The 21,098-nt window shown below is 33.8% G+C and carries 11 protein-coding genes; 2 read left to right on the forward strand and 9 right to left on the reverse strand.

The features are described 5' to 3' along the window. The first annotated feature begins 4 nt into the window (after positions 1-4). Entirely contained in the window at positions 5-2,461 is a 2,457-nt protein-coding gene (locus MYRA21_RS01065; protein WP_006258679.1) for an ATP-binding protein, read from the forward strand. A gap of 63 nt (positions 2,462-2,524) precedes the next feature. Here MYRA21_RS01065 and fabV read toward each other — a convergent pair whose 3' ends face one another. After that, on the reverse strand, positions 2,525-3,718 hold the full coding sequence (gene fabV / locus MYRA21_RS01070) for an enoyl-ACP reductase FabV (protein ID WP_006258680.1): 1,194 nt from the start codon (positions 3,716-3,718) through the stop codon (positions 2,525-2,527). 174 nt (positions 3,719-3,892) lie between these two features. Beyond that, entirely contained in the window at positions 3,893-4,537 is a 645-nt protein-coding gene (locus tag MYRA21_RS01075) for an OmpA family protein (RefSeq protein ID WP_006258681.1), read from the reverse strand. Between the two features lie 144 nt (positions 4,538-4,681). Here MYRA21_RS01075 and MYRA21_RS01080 point away from each other — a divergent pair, with 144 nt between their 5' ends. Further along, a complete protein-coding gene (locus MYRA21_RS01080; protein ID WP_006258682.1) occupies positions 4,682-5,677 on the forward strand; it encodes an IS110 family transposase in 996 nt (331 codons plus the stop codon). A gap of 116 nt (positions 5,678-5,793) precedes the next feature. Here the strand turns inward: MYRA21_RS01080 and MYRA21_RS01085 are convergent, their stop codons facing one another. The 7 genes from MYRA21_RS01085 to MYRA21_RS01115 form a co-directional block, all read right to left on the reverse strand. Further along, complete coding sequence (locus MYRA21_RS01085) at positions 5,794-6,858, reverse strand: gliding motility-associated C-terminal domain-containing protein (RefSeq protein ID WP_006258683.1); 1,065 nt, start codon at positions 6,856-6,858, stop codon at positions 5,794-5,796. A gap of 997 nt (positions 6,859-7,855) precedes the next feature. After that, positions 7,856-9,826 carry an OmpA family protein gene (locus MYRA21_RS01090; protein ID WP_039330374.1) on the reverse strand — a complete coding sequence of 657 codons (1,971 nt, stop codon included), beginning with the start codon at positions 9,824-9,826 and terminating at the stop codon, positions 7,856-7,858. A 25-nt stretch (positions 9,827-9,851) separates the two neighbouring features. Further along, complete coding sequence (locus MYRA21_RS01095; protein ID WP_006258685.1) at positions 9,852-10,784, reverse strand: type IX secretion system membrane protein PorP/SprF; 933 nt, start codon at positions 10,782-10,784, stop codon at positions 9,852-9,854. A gap of 8 nt (positions 10,785-10,792) precedes the next feature. Further along, on the reverse strand, positions 10,793-12,085 hold the full coding sequence (locus tag MYRA21_RS01100) for a gliding motility-associated C-terminal domain-containing protein (RefSeq protein ID WP_006258686.1): 1,293 nt from the start codon (positions 12,083-12,085) through the stop codon (positions 10,793-10,795). 55 nt (positions 12,086-12,140) lie between these two features. Continuing rightward, positions 12,141-16,370: a hypothetical protein gene (locus tag MYRA21_RS01105; RefSeq protein WP_006258687.1), complete on the reverse strand. Its 4,230-nt coding sequence runs from the start codon at positions 16,368-16,370 to the stop codon at positions 12,141-12,143. A gap of 66 nt (positions 16,371-16,436) precedes the next feature. Continuing rightward, complete coding sequence (locus tag MYRA21_RS01110; protein ID WP_006258688.1) at positions 16,437-18,773, reverse strand: hypothetical protein; 2,337 nt, start codon at positions 18,771-18,773, stop codon at positions 16,437-16,439. A 20-nt stretch (positions 18,774-18,793) separates the two neighbouring features. Beyond that, on the reverse strand, positions 18,794-21,094 hold the full coding sequence (locus MYRA21_RS01115) for a hypothetical protein (protein ID WP_006258689.1): 2,301 nt from the start codon (positions 21,092-21,094) through the stop codon (positions 18,794-18,796). Positions 21,095-21,098 lie beyond the last annotated feature (4 nt).

The raw sequence follows: 21,098 nt of genomic DNA on the forward strand, positions 1-21,098 counted from the left end.
ATACATGAAGCCACCTAAATCTATAAAAGCGAAGATTCTCTTTCTATACTTTACGCTATTTGCAGCTGCATTATTCTCTGGAGCGTATATTTATAAAGAGGCTAAAAAATTTACTATTCCTGAGGAGCATGTAATTGAAGAAAATAATAAAATCTTCTTAGTTACTAGTGCTATCAATAACCTATACAGTAGTGAAGCTTATAGTAGAACAGCTATTCTGAGTGGTAATAGTAAAGATATCAAGCTCTATTATAAAGAGCTCGACACCATCGTTAAGCAAATTAACTTGGTACAAACACATGTACAAGATCCTATTACAGTAGTGAAGCTTGACTCTGTTAAAGACCTACTTTCTCGTAAAAAAGTCAGTTTTGAAAACATTATCAAAGCTAGAAAAGATCTTTCTGCTGAAAACAAATACACTGAGGCTTTCTCTGAAATCTACAATATCCGTGAAGAAATAGAGAAAAACATACAACCTATCGTAATCCAAAGTAAAGAAAAGGAGAAAAGAAGTGGTTGGGCAAGGTTATTCAAAGGAGATCATACTGATACTATTAAAACAACTATTAACTATCCTAGTATATCTGACTCTATTATCAATGCAATGGAGCGTATCCTTATCGCTACACAAGAGAAAATCAATGACAAACAAAACAACTTGCTCAACCAAGAACAACGTTTACTGAAAGAAAACAAGATTATCACTGATCAGCTAAGAGGTATCCTACAGAATGTAGAACAAAATATACTTACACTATCTTATCAAAAGATCAATGAGTCAAAATCTAGAATTAGCGCTGCTTCTACCAATATCGCGTATATCGGAGGGACTGCACTAATCGTAGTTTTAATACTAGGGTGGATTATCATTAGGGATATCAATCAAACACAGGAATACAGAAATGCATTAGAAAAACTAAATAAAGAGAATGAAGTGCTACTGCGCAGTAAGTCTATGCTGCTCGCTACAGTAACTCATGATTTACAGACTCCTCTAGGGGGACTTATTGGTTTTACTGATTTATTAGATCAAACAAACCTTGATAACAAACAACAGAAGTACGTTAACAACATTAAGTCTTCTTCTAAGTATATCACAAATTTAGTCAACGACTTAACAGATTTCTCTAGATTAGAGAACAACAAAATAAGTATACAACAGAAAGCATTCAACCCTAAAGAACTAGTAGATAACACATGTAATATACTAGTGCCTAATGCTGAGAACAAAAACATAAAATTAAATTGGTCAATTGAAGATAGCTTAAATAGCAACTTTGTCTCAGATCCGCATCGTATAAAGCAAATACTAACAAACTTAGTCACTAACGCAATCAAGTTTACACAAGAAGGAGGAGTGAATGTTAGTGTTACGAAAGAAAAAGAATATATAGTCTTTAAAGTTTCTGATTCTGGAATAGGAATAGCAGCTAACCAAACTAAGAATATCTTTAACGAGTTTCAACAAGCTCATGATGGAATAGAAAAGAAATTTGGAGGTACTGGATTAGGACTTAATATTTCTAAAAGAATGATTGAATTATTAGGAGGAACTATTCATGTAGAGAGTATATTGAATGAAGGATCTACCTTCACCTTTACAATACCTATTATAGAAGCTGAAGAAGACACCAATATAATTGTACACACCAATGACTTACAATCTGTATTCCAATCTCTTAATAGGATAAATATAGTTGTTATAGATGATGATAAAGTACAGTTACAATTGATGGAAGAGATTCTTTCTCCTTTATTTAATAAAGTCACTGTAACTTTCGATCCTACATCCATAGAAGCTATTTTAAAAGAAGATCAATACAATTTGATACTTAGTGATATTCAGATGCCTAAGATGGACGGATTTGAGCTTATAAGTCATTTAAAGAAAAATACTGATTTTAAGACCATTCCTGTTATAGCACTTTCTGGTAAAAGAGATATTACAATGGAAGAATTCACTCAAGCAGGGTTTGCTTCTGCGCACCCAAAACCATTACAGCTTACAGAGTTACTAATTCTAATTTCTAATATTCTTAATCTTGACTATCAATTAAACAGTTCTAGAACTAAAGAAAAGAACATTGAAGACGCTAATAATCAAACAACAATAAGTGCTACTTATAACACGAATACACTAAAACAATTTATTGGAGATGATCTTAATGCTTTAAGGAACCTTCTAGTAATCTTTATAGAAAGTACAGAAGAGAACCTATTAGACATGCATTATGCTGAAGAAGATTTTGACTTAGAACAAATTGGAAATATAGCTCATAAAATGCTACCTATGTTCAGACAACTTGAAATTACATCCATTATACCTCTTCTAGAAGTACTAGAAGATAAAACAATAACTTTCGAAACTCAACTTGAACTAAGAAACTATATTGAGGTATTGGAAGATAAAATAAACTTAATACTTACTCAGATAAAACAGAATCACTTAGAAGAATAACTAATCAAAAAGCCCCTTAATACGAATATTAAGGGGCTTTATATATAACAATAATCTTGTCTATTATTTCAAACTAGCAACTGTTGTTAGCTCATCTGATTCTAATGTATAATCAATTGAATCAAACTCAAATCCAAACAAGTTGAAGAAGTCTTTTCTATATCCAGCTAAATCAGAAATAGCTTCGATATTCTCTGAAGTTACCTCTTCCCATAACTTAGCTACTGCAGATTGTACATCTTCTCTCATCTCCCAATCATCAACACGAATACGTCCTTCTGTATCTAAAGCTAAACTACCTCCATATAAACGATCAGCAAATAAACGTTGCATTTGCTCAATACATCCTTCATGAATATTTTTCTCTTTCATTACTTTATATAATAATGAAATATATAAAGGAACAACAGGGATAGCAGAACTTGATTGAGTAACTAAAGCCTTATTTACAGAAACATAAGATACACCATTAAGATCTTTAAGTAAATCATTAATTACTGGTACCGTAGCCTCTAAATCATTTTTAGCCATACCTATAGTACCATTTCTATAGATAGGGTAAGTTAATTCAGGTCCTATATAAGAATAAGCAACTGTTTTAGCTCCATTTGCTAAAACACCCGCTGCTTTTAAGTCTTCAATCCAGAATTTCCAATCCTCTCCCCCCATTACAGCAATAGTGTTATCAATATCGCTTTGTTCCTTAACAGGATCAATACTAATATTAGATACAACTCCTGTATGGAAGTCTACTGTTTTATTAGTGAAAGGTTCTCCGATAGGTTTTAATACTGAAGCATAAGCTACACCAGTCTTTGGATGAGTTCTACGTGGCGAAGCTAAACTGTAAACAACTAAATCTACTTGACCTAAGTCTTTTTTAATTAGCTCTATAGTTTCTTTCTTAATTTCGTCAGAAAAAGCATCTCCATTAATACTCTTTGCATAAATACCAGCCTGTTTAGCTTGCTCTTCAAAAGCTGCAGAATTATACCATCCTGCTGTACCTGGTCTACCTTCTGTACCTGGTTTTTCAAAGAACACACCAATTGTAGCTGCATTAGAACCAAAAGCAGCAGAAATACGTGAAGCTAATCCAAATCCTGTAGAAGCTCCAATTACTAATACCTTTTTAGGTCCGTTTACTATTTGTCCTTTAGACTTAACATATTCGATTTGCGTTTTTACATTCTCTGCACATCCTTCTGGATGAGAAGTTAAGCAAATAAATCCTCTAGTTCTAGGTTGTATAATCATTATAAATCTTTTTCTACTTAGTTGAATTTAAACCAAGTTGCAAATTACGCATTTTATCACAACAATACATATTTATTATTATAAAATAACATATCTACAAATTCCTCATCTTCAACAAGAAACTTTAATTATGAGATAAAAAAAAGGTTGGACATGTCCAACCTTTTTTACTTCTTATAAATCTGTGATTATAAATTCACTTCTTCTATTCTCTTGATGTTCTCTCTCACTACAAGGAACATTGTTTTTACAACGATTGATAATTCCTCTTTCTCCATATCCTACACCTCTTAATCTCAATCTATTCACTCCTTGACGTACTAACCAATCTACTGTTTGATCTGCACGACGCTCTGATAATCTTAAGTTATACTCATCAGGACCAACACTAGAAGTGTACGAACGAACTTCTAATTTTAATGAAGGATTAGTCATCATAATAGATGCTACTTTAGACAATTCTAATTGTGCATCACTTCTAATAACAGAACTATCATTATTAAAGTATATCGGTGCTAAATCTGTAAGCTTACCTAAATCATCTCCAATTCTTGGATTACCTTCATTCTTTCTTTTAGGTTCCATATAGTCGTTATCATCATCAGTTGGATAATTAAGAGATGAAAATGCCTTACTTCTTTCTAATTCAAAGTCAACCTCTATAGAATCATCCTTATTAACATCTTCTACAGATACTTCTTCAGATTTATATCCTTTAGCTTTAACGGCTACATAGTAATCTCCTTTAGATTTGTTGAATAAGAAAATGATAATTTTATAGAAGTATAATAAAGCAACCAAATCAACAGAGTGAACCAAACGGTTGACAAAGTTAATGACTTAAGAACTGAGTAGGACTTTGTTGATTCTACTAAAAGGTATCAGACTAGTAATTAAGACGTTCGGGTCTAGTATTAAGGTTTAGATGATATTTAGTAATAGGTTGCCTTAAATAATTATCATATGGACAAATTTACACAATTTATCGGAATCGACATTTCAAAAGAGTATTTTGATGCATCAATTTATGTAGAAGTAAACAAGTATAAGCACAACCAATTTGCTAATACAAAGAAAGGTGTTTTAGAATTTATGAAATGGATGAAGAGTGAAGGTTGTTCTATTGATAATACATTAGTCTGTATGGAACATACAGGAATTTATAAGAATATTTTAGTTAGAGAATTACAAGTTAAAAACTGTAATATCTGGGTAGAGATGGCTTACAAGATTATTAGAAGTAGTGGAATACAAAGGGGGAAAAATGATAAGGTAGATTCAGCAAGAATAGCGTTATATGCTAAAAAGAATCAAGAAGAGGCAACTTTGTTTAAAGCATCTGATCAAGTAATAGATAAGATGCAAGCATTATTAGGTCAACGTGAAATGAGTATAGCTCATAAAACGGCAATGAGTACAAGAACAAATGAATTAAAGGACTTTAATGTTGATTTGTATAAAATACTATGTACTAATGAAAAAGCTTCATTAAAAGCCTTAGAAGAGATGATTAAGTCAATAGATAATCAATTAGATATTCTGTTAAAAGAGCATCAAGAAATTAAAGAGATTTATGACTGTGTTACATCTGTAGTTGGTATTGGGCCTATTACAGCAATGTTCTTGATCTGTTATACTAATAGATTTACCTCATTTGATGATGCTAGACAGTTAGCATCATACTGTGGAGTAGTTCCTTTTGAGTATACATCAGGCAAATGCGTAAAAGGAAAGCCTAAAGTACACTTCATGTCAAATAAGAAGCTTAAAAAGCTTTTACATATGTGTGCATTATCAAGTATTAGGCATGATCCAGAGATCAAGAGTTATTATGAGAGAAAAGTGGGAGACGGAAAGCACAAAATGCTTGTGTTAAACAATGTAAGAAACAAATTAGTACAACGTATATGTGCGTGCGTTGAAAACCGAAAAATGTATGTAATGAAACAAGTAGCTTAATCAAAAGCTATACATAACGGATATAAACATAGAGGATAATATACATTATTCCAGGCATGTCTATGTCTTAGATAATTGAATTATTATCAGAAAAACGAAATAAATATTATGAATTATTATTTGCTTTTATCATAGTAATCAATCTGAACAGAATTATTTGGATACTTATCTATATTCTCTATGATAAAATAATCGTTCTTTCCATCCCCATCTGGCGAAACTGCATTATAAATCTTTAATTCTGAATTATAATCTGAATCCACTAATGCCAATGTAAAAATACCTTGAGCTTCTACTACAATAGGCGTCTTTACAGTCTTTGTTGATACATCTACTATACCTCCTAAGTCTTCCCATTTTAAGCCCTTATCATCCCAACGAACAATGTGTAAACTCTTCTCTGGATTAGTCAATAAAAAAGAAGGGGTCGTTTGCTCATTCCAACTTAAAGTTAATATAATAGCTCCATTACTCGCTTCATTCTTTACTTCCCAATACTCCTCATTATTTATATCTATAATCGCATTTTTAACATTATGTGCTCGACCCACCAAAGGATTTACACGTTTATACTGGGTTTGAAATAAATTTTGTAATCCGCTACTCTCTCCTAGGGTAATTGGGCGATAATATGTCCCATCTCCTACTGGCATTTCCATTTCTTTTTTTGCATCTAGATCGGCCATACCAACTACGTGACTTTCATCTCCTACACCCTCTACACTTGAGCTTTCTAAAAAGGTAATACTTCCTGATAATGGAGTATTTACAACTACATGACCGCGCTCAAAATAAGCTTTACCAGCAATACTTATTTCATTCTCTAAATCAATTCCATTACTATTAAAGATTACATCTTCAAACAAAGTGGAATTTGCTCCTCCTGATATTTTTTGTTTTGCTTTAGCTTCACTCAATTGTTCAAAGAATACCTGACTAGCCTTAACTGAACGTGAAAAAACAAAAGCACCTGTATTACTAAAATCATCTAAAAAATAGATATCTCCAGAATTTACAAAATTTCCTTGAGCACTATTAACAAACTCTCCACTTACAAACAAGACTTCATTAGCAGATACAAACATTTCTCCTGTATTATAAAGCTCTACTTTCTCTTGTGCATGTAGCACACAAGAAGTTATAAGCACAGGTATTAATTTCAATGTATTCCCTTTTTTCATATCATTTTTTTTACACTTATTTATATAAAATTCACAGATATACACATACCAAAAGCAAACATTATAACAAATAACAAAATTAAAAATAAAATTAACATTTAATAATCAATTAAAAAACATTTTTTAACACACTATCTATTAAACAATTATTAACAAAAAAATTCTACTTCTAATGATTTTAAATCAAAACAATACTCATCTTAAGTCTGAAAACCCTCTATAATTACATAAAACCCTCGTTTAATACATTTTAAATATTTGAAAAACATTGTTTTTTAAACTCTTGAACCAAATAAAAAAGCTAAAAAAGGCATTATATACAGTTTAGTATATTAATATTCAAACAATCAATCACTTAAAAATCTAAAAAACATTACTCAGTATAAATCCATAAACCTAAGACTAACAAAATATAGATGCCCCCCTAAGGAAACAGCACATAAGTTTCTAACTAATGGAATACTTTATCTTTTTATGTCTTTCACACCAAATAAGCTACCAATAATAAACTCCCTAATAAGACATCAGGTTAAAAAATGAAGGGGTAATCCGTCCTAAAAAAACTGTACAGCTATAGTAGGACGAGACAACCCTAATTAGACTGATCACATAGTGGTCGCATAGTTATGGGATACTGCTCGCATAAAAAAGGTACAAAAGCATGCGACCACTACCCCATAAACAACCTATAAATATCCTATTAAATGTAATATGATCAATTACATTATCAAAATCTCATAATAGAAAGCAACCATACTACTTATGTTCTAATACATCCTAATTAATCTTTAATACTACAAATAACAATATCTAAAATGAAAACTATAATAGCAATCAATACCAAATACTACAAATAAAAAAAGCTCCCTTACGGGAGCTTTTAGTGGCTAATGCTGTTAGTTTTAAATCCTACAGCAGGATCGGTCGAAAAAAAAATTGTTTTGTTGTTTTTAAGAACACTTATAATATAGTATAAACGTAGACTTAAGTCATTATATTACAATTCTGTAACAATAAATTCACTACGTCTATTTAACTGATGTTCTTCTACTGTACATGGCACTCCATTACTACACTTATTCTGTAATTGTGTCTCACCATATCCTTGTCCTGTCACTCGGCTTGCCTCGATACCTTGGCTGATAATCCACTGTACTGTAGACTTCGCTCTGCGATCAGACAATCTTAAGTTATAATCATCGTTTCCTCTACTATCTGTATGAGAACGAACATCTATCTTCATAGTAGGGTATTCTTTTAATACTTCTACCACTTTCATTAATTCAATAGATGCATCTCTACGAATATTTGATTTATCAAAATCAAAATAGATTGGATTCAGTTTTAATTTCTTAAATAGATCATCATCTTTAGTAATAGGTTTCTCTGTTTTCTCTAAAGGAATATCTTGTTTTTTAACTCCTCCAGCTACAGCATCTAATTGTACGATTACTTCTTCTGTATTATACTTCTCAGCTGCTGCTTTTAAGCGATACTTCCCTCTACACTCTAGTTCATCTATTCTATAATATCCCTTATCATCAGTGATTAGTTCTCCGATCACTTTATATGAGTTATCATACACAGTTACTTTAGCATTGGCTAATACCTCTTGAGTATCTTTATCAAACACAATACCTTCTAGGCTCTGGTGACATACTTTCTGCATAAAGAAGTAAATATCATCTCCTCCTACACCATTCACTCTATTAGAACTAACGAATCCTTTGCGTGTCTTACTATCAATATAGAATGCAAAATCATCTGTGCTACTATTAATAGGTGTTCCCATATTCGTCACTTGACCTACACTTCCATCTACATTAATCTTCGTCACAAAGACATCTAAACCACCAAGTCCTGGATGCCCATCTGAACTAAAGAACAAGAAGTGATCTTTAGATATAAATGGGAAAGTTTCTCTACCTGCTGTGTTTACTTTATTCCCTATATTCTCTACTTTACCATATTCTCCTGTAGGGTATAATGCTACTCTAAAGATATCAGATTGTCCTAAAGTTCCTTCTCTATCTGAAGAGAAATATAACCATTTGTCATCTGGTGTTAAAGCTGGGTGAGCTGTATTATGGTTATCCGAGTTAAACGGCAACTCTTCTACATTCTCCCATTTACCTTCTTCTGATAAAGTCGCTTTATATATTTTTAATAAAGTCGAATGCTCTTTATTTAATCTTCTCTTCCCTTTTACACTTGTATTATTACGTGTAAAATACATCGTCTTCCCATCAGAAGTAAATACAGCTGTTGCTTCATTTACTTTAGTGTCTAACTCAGGTGCGAACTTCACTGGCTCTTCAAAAGTACCGTCTGCATTAATCACACTACTGTATAAACTTGTAAAACTCTCGTTCGTCCATTCGTGTAATCTCTTTCCTGACTGATGTTCTGTATTACGAGCAGAAGTATAAATCAATTGATTTCCTAATAAAGCTGCTCCATAATCTGAATAGGCAGTGTTCACACTTATATTCTTTAGTTCGTATCGATCAGAGTTATTCTCTATCTCTTTTAGATAACGGTCTTTACTAGATTCAAAAAGCTGTGCTCTAGAATCGTTTGCCTCTAATTTAGAGAACTCTTCCATCATCAGTTTTGACTTATCATAGTTTTCTACAGCTTTTAGGGTCTGTGCGTAACGATAATAATATTCTGATGGTAACACTTCTTTGCCTTTATCTTCGTATTGACCTTCAAACAATTCAGTATACCACTGATTTGCTTCTATTAATTTTCCATTAAAGTAATATGCATCAGCCAACTTCTTCAGCATATCAGCATTGGTGTATCCTTTGCTAGCTATGCGTTCATAGATCTTAATAGCATCTACGTAAGCTTGGGTTTGATATTCTTTATCCGCTTTCTTCTCTGCTACTTTCTGTCCATAAGTACTAATACCTACGAAAAGCAACATTGTCAATAAGCTTATTTTCAATAGCTGTTTTTTCATACTTGTTTTCTTAAGTCCTCTTTTATTAGAAGAAACGAGGAGCATTAATTGTACTACGACGGTTAAATAATTCGAATCTTAAGAAGATCTCGTGTGAACCTGAGTTATAACGTTGAAGCGCAGTAGTCTCAAAGTCATAAGAATATCCTACAAATAAATTATCATTTACCTGGAATCCTGCCAAGGCGCTCACTGAAGCATCCCAACGATAAGCCGCTCCTAAAGTAAACTTGTCATACATCAAAAAGTTAGCTGTCAAATCTACTTGTAATGGTGCACCACTTACTGCCTTAACTAAAGCGGCTGGCTTAAATAATAAGTTCTCACTCACATCGAATACATATCCTCCCATTAAATAGAAGTGCATCTTCTGACGCATCGTCGTGATATCATTATCATCGTAGCGATCTGTAGTCAAGAAGTTCGGAACTGATAACCCTACATAAGCTTTGTCAGAGTATAGATAAACCCCTGCTCCAATATTTGGATTAAACTTGTTGTTTAGATTCTCTTGGCTTACAGGATCAGTAGGATTGTGGATATTAAGCTTGGTATAATCAACACTTAATAGGTTAGCAGTCGCTTTTAACCCGAATGCTAATTTATAATCAGCATTTAAGTCAATAGCATAAGCTAAATCTACAGAGATATTATTCTCATCCATCGCTCCTAGTCGATCATTGGTAAAGTTCACTCCTAGTCCTAATCCACTTTCTCCAAGAGGTGTAGACACAGATACATTCGCTGTCTTAGGTGCTCCATCTAGTCCTACCCACTGTGTTCTGTACATCCCAAACACGTTCAGTGTTCCTCTACTACCTGCATAAGCAGGGTTGATCATATTAGCATTATACATATACTGTGTATACTGTGGATCTTGTTGAGCTTGCATTTGAGAAAAGCAGCCTAAGGCGAATAGGCTGATTCCGATTTTCTTTATGTTTTGTTGAATATTCATATATTCTCTTACTTATTGCTTTCTAAATGTAGGTAACCCGATTTCTTAATCATACGCGAACCGCTAGCGTCTTTATACTCATAACTCACGATGTAGAAATAAGTACCTGTAGGTAATTTCTCACCTTTATTTACAGTAACACGTCCATCAGAGTATCCTCTAAACACATTACCTGCACTGTCATAACTCTTCGTATCAAATACCTTAACTCCCCAACGGTTATAAATCTCTACTGTATTATTAGGGAATCTGTTGATATTATCTATGATGAAGTAATCATTCTTACCATCTCCATCAGGAGAAACAAGGTTGTAAATAACGATATCTCCGTCTAAGATTAAGTCTGTATTCACAGTAGCTAATGTAAAGAATCCGTACCCCTTCACACTAGTAGGTGTTGTGATCTCTTTTTTCTCCACATCCACTACTCCTCCTTCGTCTACCCAAAGCTGTTGCTTAGCATCCCAGCGTACGATGTGTAATTCTTTCTCTGGGTTCACTAATAACTCTTTAGGTGTCGTACGCTCATCCCAACTCAGTGTCAGCATGATGTCTCCTTTACTATTATCACTTCCTTTATCTACTGTCCAGTACTCGCGCTCATCTAGTAAGTTAATCACTCCTGACTTAGCACTACGCGCTCTAAAGAAGTTCTTATCATCTAAGTTATACTTTCCTTCATACGCATCCTTTACATGATCTGGAGCAGTGATTCTAGCATAACGGTATAGTCCTTTATCTCCTTTAGGATATTGGAACTCCTCATTACCTATCTTCTCTACATATCCTTCTGCGTGGCTTCTGTCTGTAGGCTTAAGTGCTTTCGCTCCTTGGTGGAAGGTTAGCATCCCTGCTAGTGAGTCTACCTTAATAATACCATCTTTAAAGTCTACACTACCTCTTACGTTAGCCTCGTTCTTTAGGTCAAAGGCCATATCTTTAGTAGAGTTGTCTAGTACTACATCAAAGAAATTAGAAGGTTGGCTTCCAGTGATATGCTGAGCTCCTTTTGCTTCTTCAAAAGGAGTGAACACAGCTTTAGAACCTTTGGCGTTAGTGCTGTGATCATAAATATTGTCATTGTTAAAGTTGCTGTAGTAATAAACCGTTCCATCATTCTTTACATACCCTTCTTTTGTATTGTCAAAATCATAGATAGTAGACATTACACCACCTTCTGCTACTGAAATCTTTCCTTGGTTTACCATTACTTGGTCTTTCTTAGCTTGCTGTGCTACTACTGTAGCTGGCAATGCCAAACCTAATAAGGCAACTGATTTATATATTTTTTTTGATTGCATAGTTTTCAGTTTTTAAATACTGTGCTAGTGCGAGACTAGCACAGTTATTATTCTATTATCTCACTTTTTGATAAATCATAGGATTCGTTATCAATAATCCATTCCCTTTTAAAGGTACATAAGTATGAAATTCTTTAGTAGCATCCCATCCTTCGTCACCTTCTTTATATGGTGTTGGATCTGTTGAAAGTTCCTTAACATTACGTGTTGATTTAGACAATCTACCAACTCCTGTTACAGTTGCACGGTTGTAAACCCCTTTCGTTTCGAATACATCAGCTTCCGTTACTTTATAAGATACTGTGAACGTCCAAGTCTCATTTCTATTTAAAATACCATTATTATTTTTATCACCTGAGAAAGTCACTCCCTCTTGTATTGGTAAATGAGTGCGCTCATCTAGCTTAATAGTAAATCCAAACAATGGATCAATAATCTCAATATCCTCTATATCCATATCACCAGCATTTTTCACATCGAAAGTATATAAGATTGTTTCTCCTACTTGTGCATATCCATCTTTACTCTCATCTGTAAACACCCCTTCTTTCTCTATAGTACAAGTTTCACACTCTTTTTGCTGTTGACCATAACCAAAACCATACATCATCGTTTGACCAATTACATTTTGAGTTACATCTACTTTATTGATATCTGTACCTGTTCCTTCTGAAATCCAATGTACTACTTGCAACGGTACCGCTACATTTCCATTAGATCTATCATACACTTCCAATTCTTCTAATGAATCATCCGTAGTTCTTTTTCCCCATAATGTTACATTCCCCCATTTATCAATATTAACACGGATAACTGGTGAAGGATTATTAAATCGATCATTCAGATCAATATGTTTATTATCACTTTCATCACCATTAGGGTTTTTATTTACATTCCAAACAGCACTAGTTCCTGTCTCTCCAAATCTTTTTCCATCAGACTTAAAACGCACATTTCTATTTGCATGTCCTGTTTCAAACTCTAATTCTTCTTTATAAAGAGGCACTCCATTAATAACCATATTAAAAGAATTGTCTAATCGATAAATATCTACAACAAATCCTCCATCTGTAGCAGGTTGTTCAAACTTCTCAACCACATTGCTACCTCCTGGTTTTTCTCCAGCACTATAAAACCATCCAAAACCTTTACCTACGATGTCTTGATAACACTCATCTGCACAAGTAATATTAGAGACATGGATTCCACAACTTGGATCCTGAATACGCTTAGAGAATGTAATATTATCTATCAGAGTATGTCCAAAACCTTTTCCAGTTTCTAAAGCTCTATCCTGACTTCCTCGAATAGCAATCTTCACATTTTTACTTACTACATCATCACATGCAGCTTCAGCAAATGTAAAACTAGCTGTCAACGGTACCCATCCTAAACTAAATCCTTCTGGCTTAGCTCCTTCTGGCAATCCAACACCTCCATACTTCAATGGAACTGATGCATAGATATGACCAGTCTCTTTATCTAACACATCCATGATCATATAATCTTTATCATGGTAAGTCACATAAGAATAGATATCTAAAGTATAAACTCTGTCTTTCTCTATTTTTTCTGCTAATTCAAACTCATAAAACGGTTTAATACTTTGCGCAGCTGAAGCAGCTCCTCTTACTAAGAATGCTGAACCATTTACTGCTCCAGACATATCTCTTATCGCTTTAGCATTATCCCAAGCTGGAGTCCAGTCAAAATTACTATTTGCTTCAGTTGGATCATTACTTGGTGCATTCTCTACCCATATTCCTTCATGCCAAGAATCTGCTGTAGGGATCCCCATCTGTACATACCCAGGAGGATTTACAGAGTAATATCCATTTTTGATACGTGCTACAGAGATAGTTTCACTATGAGGATTTCTATTCGCACCTGCATAACGACTATCGTTAACACCTGGTGCAAAAAGATAAGATGCTGTCGCTCCTCCTCTAGGGCCTTGTCTTTTTATCGAACCATCCTGATTTCTCAATATCTCTCCATTCGCTCCTATACTAATAGAAGCTCGTTGACTCCAATCCGTTCTTCCAGAATTCACATTCCAATATCCACGATCAAAATCTTCAAAATACAATATCTTATCTACACATTCTCCAAGTGCCATAAAGACAACTTCATTGATATTGTTACATCCTATTGATCCATTTCCTCCAGGTAAATTACCTGAATCATTATTATAACATTCATAATGTGGATTCGTTGGTTTCACATTTGGGTCTCCATTTGTTGCATCTGGATCAGAAACATCAGCAGGTCTCATAATCGTTGATTCTGCAATCATTGATCCTGTCATACCGTTTAACACTCCCGTGATTTTATACTCAACTGTACATCCATTAGGTATTTGTAATTCTGAACGGAATGTACGCGTTAGAGGATCATAAGTAAGTGCTACTGATTCTTTAGCATTTCCATTCGCACATTTAAAAGTTGCTTTTACTCCTTTTGGATTGATTACATCCACTCCTGGAGGTACTGTAAATGTAAAAGGGGCACCATGAATTCCTTTACTAGCATCTGCTATAATATCAGAAGGTCCTTTATTACCTGCTGTCACTACATAATCTACTGTATCTCCTTTATGTCCTTTACTAGTACCACCTACTTTATAAGTAATATTCGTATAAAGGTCAGCCTCTTTTATAACAACCTCTGTCTTAATCTCTTTTTTATTTCCAACTCTGAACGTCCAAGTATCCATTGACTTTTTATCACCAAATGTACCAATAGCACCTGTACCATTTGCTCCCCACTTATGTCCATTAATATTACTACTAATTCCTTTATTCCCTAGAATTAAATGTGTATTTTTTATAGGATTAACTTTATCACCTACTGTATAATCCATCCATACATCACGATTCCAACGATCTTTTGTCCAAAAACCTTCTGTAATATCACTATCATCCCAAAATACTAAATCTGATAGAACATTATTATAATTATGATAATCTAATAATTCGATAGCTATACCTCCTATATTATATTCCATATCAAAGAAAGGGAAGTGAACTTCAGCACCTTGTAATTGTACATTTAGATCAACCGGAACTACACCTTTTAGCTTCGTTTTTCCATCTGTTCCTACTCCATCCCAATAAATTTTATTGTGTCCTTCTTTAGTATTTCCTTCTAATTTTTTAAATACAAATCCATTATTTATGATATCAATCGTAAACTGCTGTCCACTTATAGGAGCGTCAAACTCTATGTACCCACCTTTATGTCCAAAAACACCTACTGTCCCTTCAGCACCTACTATCTTCACATTAGATACTTCTGGCTCTATAACTGTAGGATTTAACCATGTAGTCAAACCATAAGATGAACTATTAATAGCAACTTTTGCCTTATTAGGCATATCTTCCGCAGGTAATGTATAGTAGATCTTATGGGTAATATTACTATCATCATCTGGAGTATTAGGATTATGAATATTATGAATAACTTGACTAGCTTCACTATTCATACTCTTATATAAAGAGTTCTTTGTGTAATAATCAAAAAAACCATTGTTATTCACAAAAAATGCCCATACAATACCTGAAGACCCCTTATGAGTCACTCTATACGTAAACCCATCATTAGTACGAACAAAAAAACGTCCATTAAAATTAACATTTTGATACGCAACAGCATTATCATTCCCATTAGTAAAATTCAGATTTGTAGTATAAACACGTCCCTCAATAAACTTAGTTTTACCCTTATTAATCACTGACACATCCCATGCTGCAATAGCTGCATTATTACCTTGAATCCAATTACCATTAGCACTAACTATAGCACTAGATGCAGATGTACTTCTAGAAGCAAATTCTACACGATAAATTCCCTCTCCTCCTTTTGGAACTTCATAATAAATAGGAGTATATCCACCTTGACTAGTAGCTGATAACCTAGGCCCTGCCAATTCAGCAGAACGACTTGGAATTTGTCCTTCTATTTGATTATTAATAACTTCAATACCAACAGGATTAAATAAATTAATTCCTCCCTTAGCATCCCAACGTCCATTTCCTTGGGCAGAAGATGCCATTGTGATGATTTCTCCTTCTTTAGCATACACGTAATGTGCTCCTTCATTTGGAAAAGGTATTGCTTCAGGTGAAGCATATCCCTTACCTAATAAAAAAGCACGATGTCCACTCACACCACTAGGGTATAGATTTCTAGAACCATCTGCCAACATAGTGGTACTTACTCCTAAGACTAAACTTAGAGTAAGTACTACTTTGATTGTTATCTTATTTATAATTTTATATATCATATTATATTTGTAATTATAATTTAGTTTAATAAGTATCTTAAGCTAAAGATACCTAACTATTTTTCGTTATTTGATTACAAAAACGATATTCATATATGAGGCAGGTGTCGCATTACCAATGATGTCATAAGTAAGCTTACCATCTTTATCTATACTCAAATTAGCAAATACTTTTGTGTCATAATAAGTCACATAGTAATGAAGCTCTCCTTTATCAAATACAGCTATATCTGCTGGAGCATCAGTACTCCCTACTATTCCTCCTGTATAAGGCATTGTATATCCACCTGCACCATGAGCAATAGGATATTCCGCATTTCCTACTCCTACTTTTCCTCCTGTAAACTGATCTACATACTCTTTATATAAATCTCTACTTAATTTAGTCCCTTTTGACTTTGTATCAAAAATAACTGCTGGCATATAGAAGAACTGAGGAGCTACTTTATTTTGATTTTTCCAAGTTGGAACTCCAGAACTATCAGTAACTAATACTTGATTCTTGCCAGCTTTAGCGACATCCTCTGGTTTAATAGTACCATTTTTAATTTCTTTAGAAGTAATTGACTCTTCTTTTACTCTTAAACTTGTCTCAACTAATACAGCTTTTAATCCACCATTTACAACTTCAATTGTTGCAGCATCTCCATCTGCAGCAGTTAAATTCTTACCATCAGTAACGTTGTCAACTCCTACATTTGGTGTACCTGGTTCCCAAGTATTTGTAGTTGTATTATAAACTAAAGTTTGTCCAGCAGCTGGTTTAGTTTCACTTACAGGCGTACCTTGAATACCACCTACAACTGTTTCACCATTCTTTAATACTACATCACCTGCTAAAGTTAATTCTGCTTTTTGATTGTTAACTGTTGTTACAATATTTGTTCCATCAGTCTTAATAGCATTAGTAGTTGTAGGAACTATTTCAGATTGTGCTACCCAAGTAGCTTTACCTTCTTTAGTAACCATTACTTGTCCATTAGTACCCGCTTTTATTTCTAAAGTAACATCTTTAAATGTAGAACCTACACTTCCTTTATCATCATTAACAACAATTGAAGAAGAAGTAACATTACCTGTTGCTAATTCTTTTTTAGCTGTATCGTAATTTACTGTTAAAGTTCCATCAGTAGCAACATCTAATCCCTTTCCTGGTTTTACTACCCCTGCTACATCTTTAGTAGCTGTTGGAACATCTAAAGTGTACTCATGAGAGTCTGTAGCTTTAGTTGCAGTAATATTTGTTCCTCCTTTAATAGTAGTAACTGTTTCGTTAGCTTTAACGATATCTTTTTGAGATACCCATTTAGTTACTTCTTTCTCACCATCATTTACAGTAACTAATACCTCTCCATTTTTACCTGGTTTGATCTTTTCTGTTGTTACAGCACCATCAGTAATTTGTGTATTAGTTACCTGACCTCCAATATTCTGTAGGCTTAGTTCTTTTTCTACTACATCAACAGTATACTCTGTATTTTTATCTTTTGTACCTGCTCCTGTAGTTACAACAGTAACTTTATCAGAACCATTTTTAACTGATGTTGTTTTTTGTCCTGCTTCGATAGCTGGTGTTAAGTCTAATCCTTCTCCTGATTTACCATTAACTGTAGTAACTAACTTATTATCTTTATCTAAAGTGTTTTCAATTGTATTTACAATATTAGCTGTTTCAGAAACACCATTAACATTAGATGTAAGTGTGTTTCCATTAGATATTAACTCGTTAGTTGTAGTAGGAACTAAAGTTGATTGATCTACCCAAGTAGTTCCATTTCCATCAGCATTAGTTACCATCACTTGATTAGCTTCACCGTGTGTAATCGAAAGAGTTACCTCTTTTAATACTGATCCTGCTCCATTATCTGTACCTCCTACAGTAATCCCAGTACCTGTAATTCCTTTTGAACTTGTCAGGTTATTTTCTGTTAAGCTTACCGCTTTCCATTTTCCTTCTGTTACATCATAAGTTAATACCTGATTAGCAGTTGGAGCAACATCTGAAATACTTGTTCCTTGAATAGCTACAACTTTTGTATCTCCTGTTTTACCTGTTACATCACCTTTTAATTCTATCTCAGTAATCTCAGATTGTTTAGCAAAACGAGCCCAACGATCTATATCCCAGTAGTAATAACCTGGAGTAACATCATTAGTTCCACTTGTTGTAGTTGCTTGATTATATACCATCAATGACTGAGCTGGACTATCGATAGTCACAGCATCAACAGTTGATTTTAAATTCACACGTGGTATCAACAATCCTCTTTTTGAGGATTGTATATCTACTGCTGCTGATTTATTTGGTTTATCTGTTCCGAATCCTTGTTGTGCTTGAACTGTTTGAGTTCCTAATAAAAGTAATAAACTAAGTCCGGCAAATCCTATGTATGTCTTTTTCATCTTTTGTATTCTATTTTTTATTAGTTACGTCCAACAACGATCCATTTCGTTCCATTAGACTTAATAATCCATCCTTGGAATGGCATAGCTCCATAAGCTAAAACATCGCTTCCTGATTTGATATTTAAATAACCATTGTGCTTTTCATCAGCATTTACAATCTTAACGCTGATTGTTTGTCCTTCTGTACCGTTAACAGCTGGTAGGCTAAGATTAGTATCTGTAGCGCCTAAAGTAACTTCGATAACAATCTCTTCCATTGAAGGGTGATAGTTATTTACTACTGAATTATTTCCTCCAATAGTAACATCTCCCTCTTTATTAATTGTAACGTTACCAACTCCTTTATCAATTGTAGCTAATTTACCATCTGTATCTACTACAACTACTTTTGTTGTTTTATCTTTAGCTGGAGAATCTAATCCAGTAATTGCTAAAGAACCACCTTTAGTATTATCAATCGCTAAAACAGTTTTTTTATCAACTATTCCACCTAATTGAATATCGTTACCTTCTTTAGTTAAACCATTACTAGCTGTAACTGTATTTCCTAAAGCAGAAGCATCAACCCATTCAGTAGTAGTTCCTGTAACTGTTCCTTCAGCATCTTTAACTTCTTTAGTAACTAATACTTGACCTGCAGTAGTACCTCCTTTTATTTCTATTGATGTCTCATCTAATAAAGCTTTTGCTCCTCCTGTTACAACAATTGATTCAGATTTTAATGCTTTACCATTTAACAACTCTCCTGTTACTTGTTGGTAAGTTACTCCTCCATTACCATCTGCTACAGGTATTTGTCCTTCTCCTGCTGGAGTAGCTGTTCCATTAGCTGTAGTATTAGAAGTCATTTTATCTGCTGATACAGCTCCGCTACCTAAGTCAACATTTGCTATTGTACCATCAAGAATCTCTGTAGATGTAATACTTCCTTCTTTAATACTTAGTTGAGTAGCTACTAAAACAGCATTATCTAATTTATCTAAAGTAGATTTATTATCACCAATAACAATTTTACCATCAGTAGTTAATGTTTTAGCAGTTAACCCTCCTTTATCTACAGCATCTTCAATTAAGTTCTTAGCTGATGTTTGTTTTAACACACCATCTTTATCTGCGATAACAAGTTTATCACTTCCTGAATCTAATTTATTTCCAGTAGTAGCTTCTTTGCCTACTAGCTCTTCTAATCCTTTAATAGCAATATCACCCGCTTTATCACCTTTAGTATCTGTTAAGTCAATAATAGCACCTGGTGTAGTACCATCATTTTTAATCTTACCTCCTAAGTTAACAGTGTTGTCATCTTTAACTGTAATACCTTGACCAGACTTTACTGTATTACCTAAAGCAGATGCATCAACCCATTCTGTTACATGAGTAACTTTACCTTCGCTATCTGTAATTTCTTTAGTAACTAATACTTGACCTGCTTTCTCTCCTCCTTTAACTTCGATATTCACATCTTTTAAAAGAGCTGTAGCAACTGCATCTCCTTTGATTTCAATAGATTTCCCAGTAGATGTTAATGCTTTTCCATTAATAGCACCTTTATCTATAGCATCTTCTACTAAATCTTTAGCTGATACATTCTTTAAGATACCGTCAGATCCCATTACTACGATATTATGTCCAGCTACATTGTCTTTTGTTAATAATTCAAGTCCTTTTATCGCTAATTCTTTATCTTTCCCAGTATTTAAAACTGTTTTCTCTGTTAAATCTCCACCTAGTTTTACAACGGTATTAATAACATTTCCTTTATCATCTTTAACAACCTCTGTTTTCACACCATTAGTTCCTGCTACTATATCTTTTAAAAACACCTCAGGATTAACCCATTCTGAAACAAATGTGTCACCTTCTTTTTTAGTAACTAATACTTGGTTAGGAGCAGTTCCTGCTTTTACACTTACATTATAATCGATATCGTGTCCGTTTGCATCTGGTTTTGGTGTAACTGTCACATTATCTCCTGCAGAAACTGTTACTGAACTACCTGAGTTAGAAGATACGAAACGTACCCATCTACCTTTAGATCCGCCTTCGTGTTTAAAATTTGCATCCCAGTAATAAAAACCAGCTGGTGTTTTCGATCCAATATTATATACCATTAAAGCATTAGCAGGATTAATTACTGGAGTACCTTGGTCTAAATTTGGAATATCAAATCTAGGAATCAATAAACCACGTTTACCCGAAACGATATCTACAGCAGATGATCTATCTGGTGTATTAGTTCCGAATCCTTGTTGAGCGTATATATTTGAAGTTGTTAAAACTGTGAAAGCTACTGTAGCTGATAATATTAATTTTTTCATTTTG

Source organism: Myroides sp. A21 (genome assembly GCF_000807225.1).
GTDB classification, from domain to species: Bacteria; Bacteroidota; Bacteroidia; order Flavobacteriales; family Flavobacteriaceae; genus Flavobacterium; species Flavobacterium odoratimimum.

What these genes read in the sequence shown, in the direction of transcription:
- MYRA21_RS01095 (WP_006258685.1), bottom strand. Translation starts at nt 10,784, where the DNA reads ATGAATATTCAACAAAACATAAAGAAAATCGGAATCAGCCTATTCGCC.
- MYRA21_RS01100 (WP_006258686.1), bottom strand. Translation starts at nt 12,085, where the DNA reads ATGCAATCAAAAAAAATATATAAATCAGTTGCCTTATTAGGTTTGGCA.
- MYRA21_RS01090 (WP_039330374.1), bottom strand. Translation starts at nt 9,826, where the DNA reads ATGAAAAAACAGCTATTGAAAATAAGCTTATTGACAATGTTGCTTTTC.
- MYRA21_RS01110 (WP_006258688.1), bottom strand. Translation starts at nt 18,773, where the DNA reads ATGAAAAAGACATACATAGGATTTGCCGGACTTAGTTTATTACTTTTA.
- fabV (WP_006258680.1), bottom strand. Translation starts at nt 3,718, where the DNA reads ATGATTATACAACCTAGAACTAGAGGATTTATTTGCTTAACTTCTCAT.
- MYRA21_RS01065 (WP_006258679.1), top strand. Translation starts at nt 5, where the DNA reads ATGAAGCCACCTAAATCTATAAAAGCGAAGATTCTCTTTCTATACTTT.
- MYRA21_RS01080 (WP_006258682.1), top strand. Translation starts at nt 4,682, where the DNA reads ATGGACAAATTTACACAATTTATCGGAATCGACATTTCAAAAGAGTAT.
- MYRA21_RS01085 (WP_006258683.1), bottom strand. Translation starts at nt 6,858, where the DNA reads ATGAAAAAAGGGAATACATTGAAATTAATACCTGTGCTTATAACTTCT.
- MYRA21_RS01105 (WP_006258687.1), bottom strand. Translation starts at nt 16,370, where the DNA reads ATGATATATAAAATTATAAATAAGATAACAATCAAAGTAGTACTTACT.
- MYRA21_RS01115 (WP_006258689.1), bottom strand. Translation starts at nt 21,094, where the DNA reads ATGAAAAAATTAATATTATCAGCTACAGTAGCTTTCACAGTTTTAACA.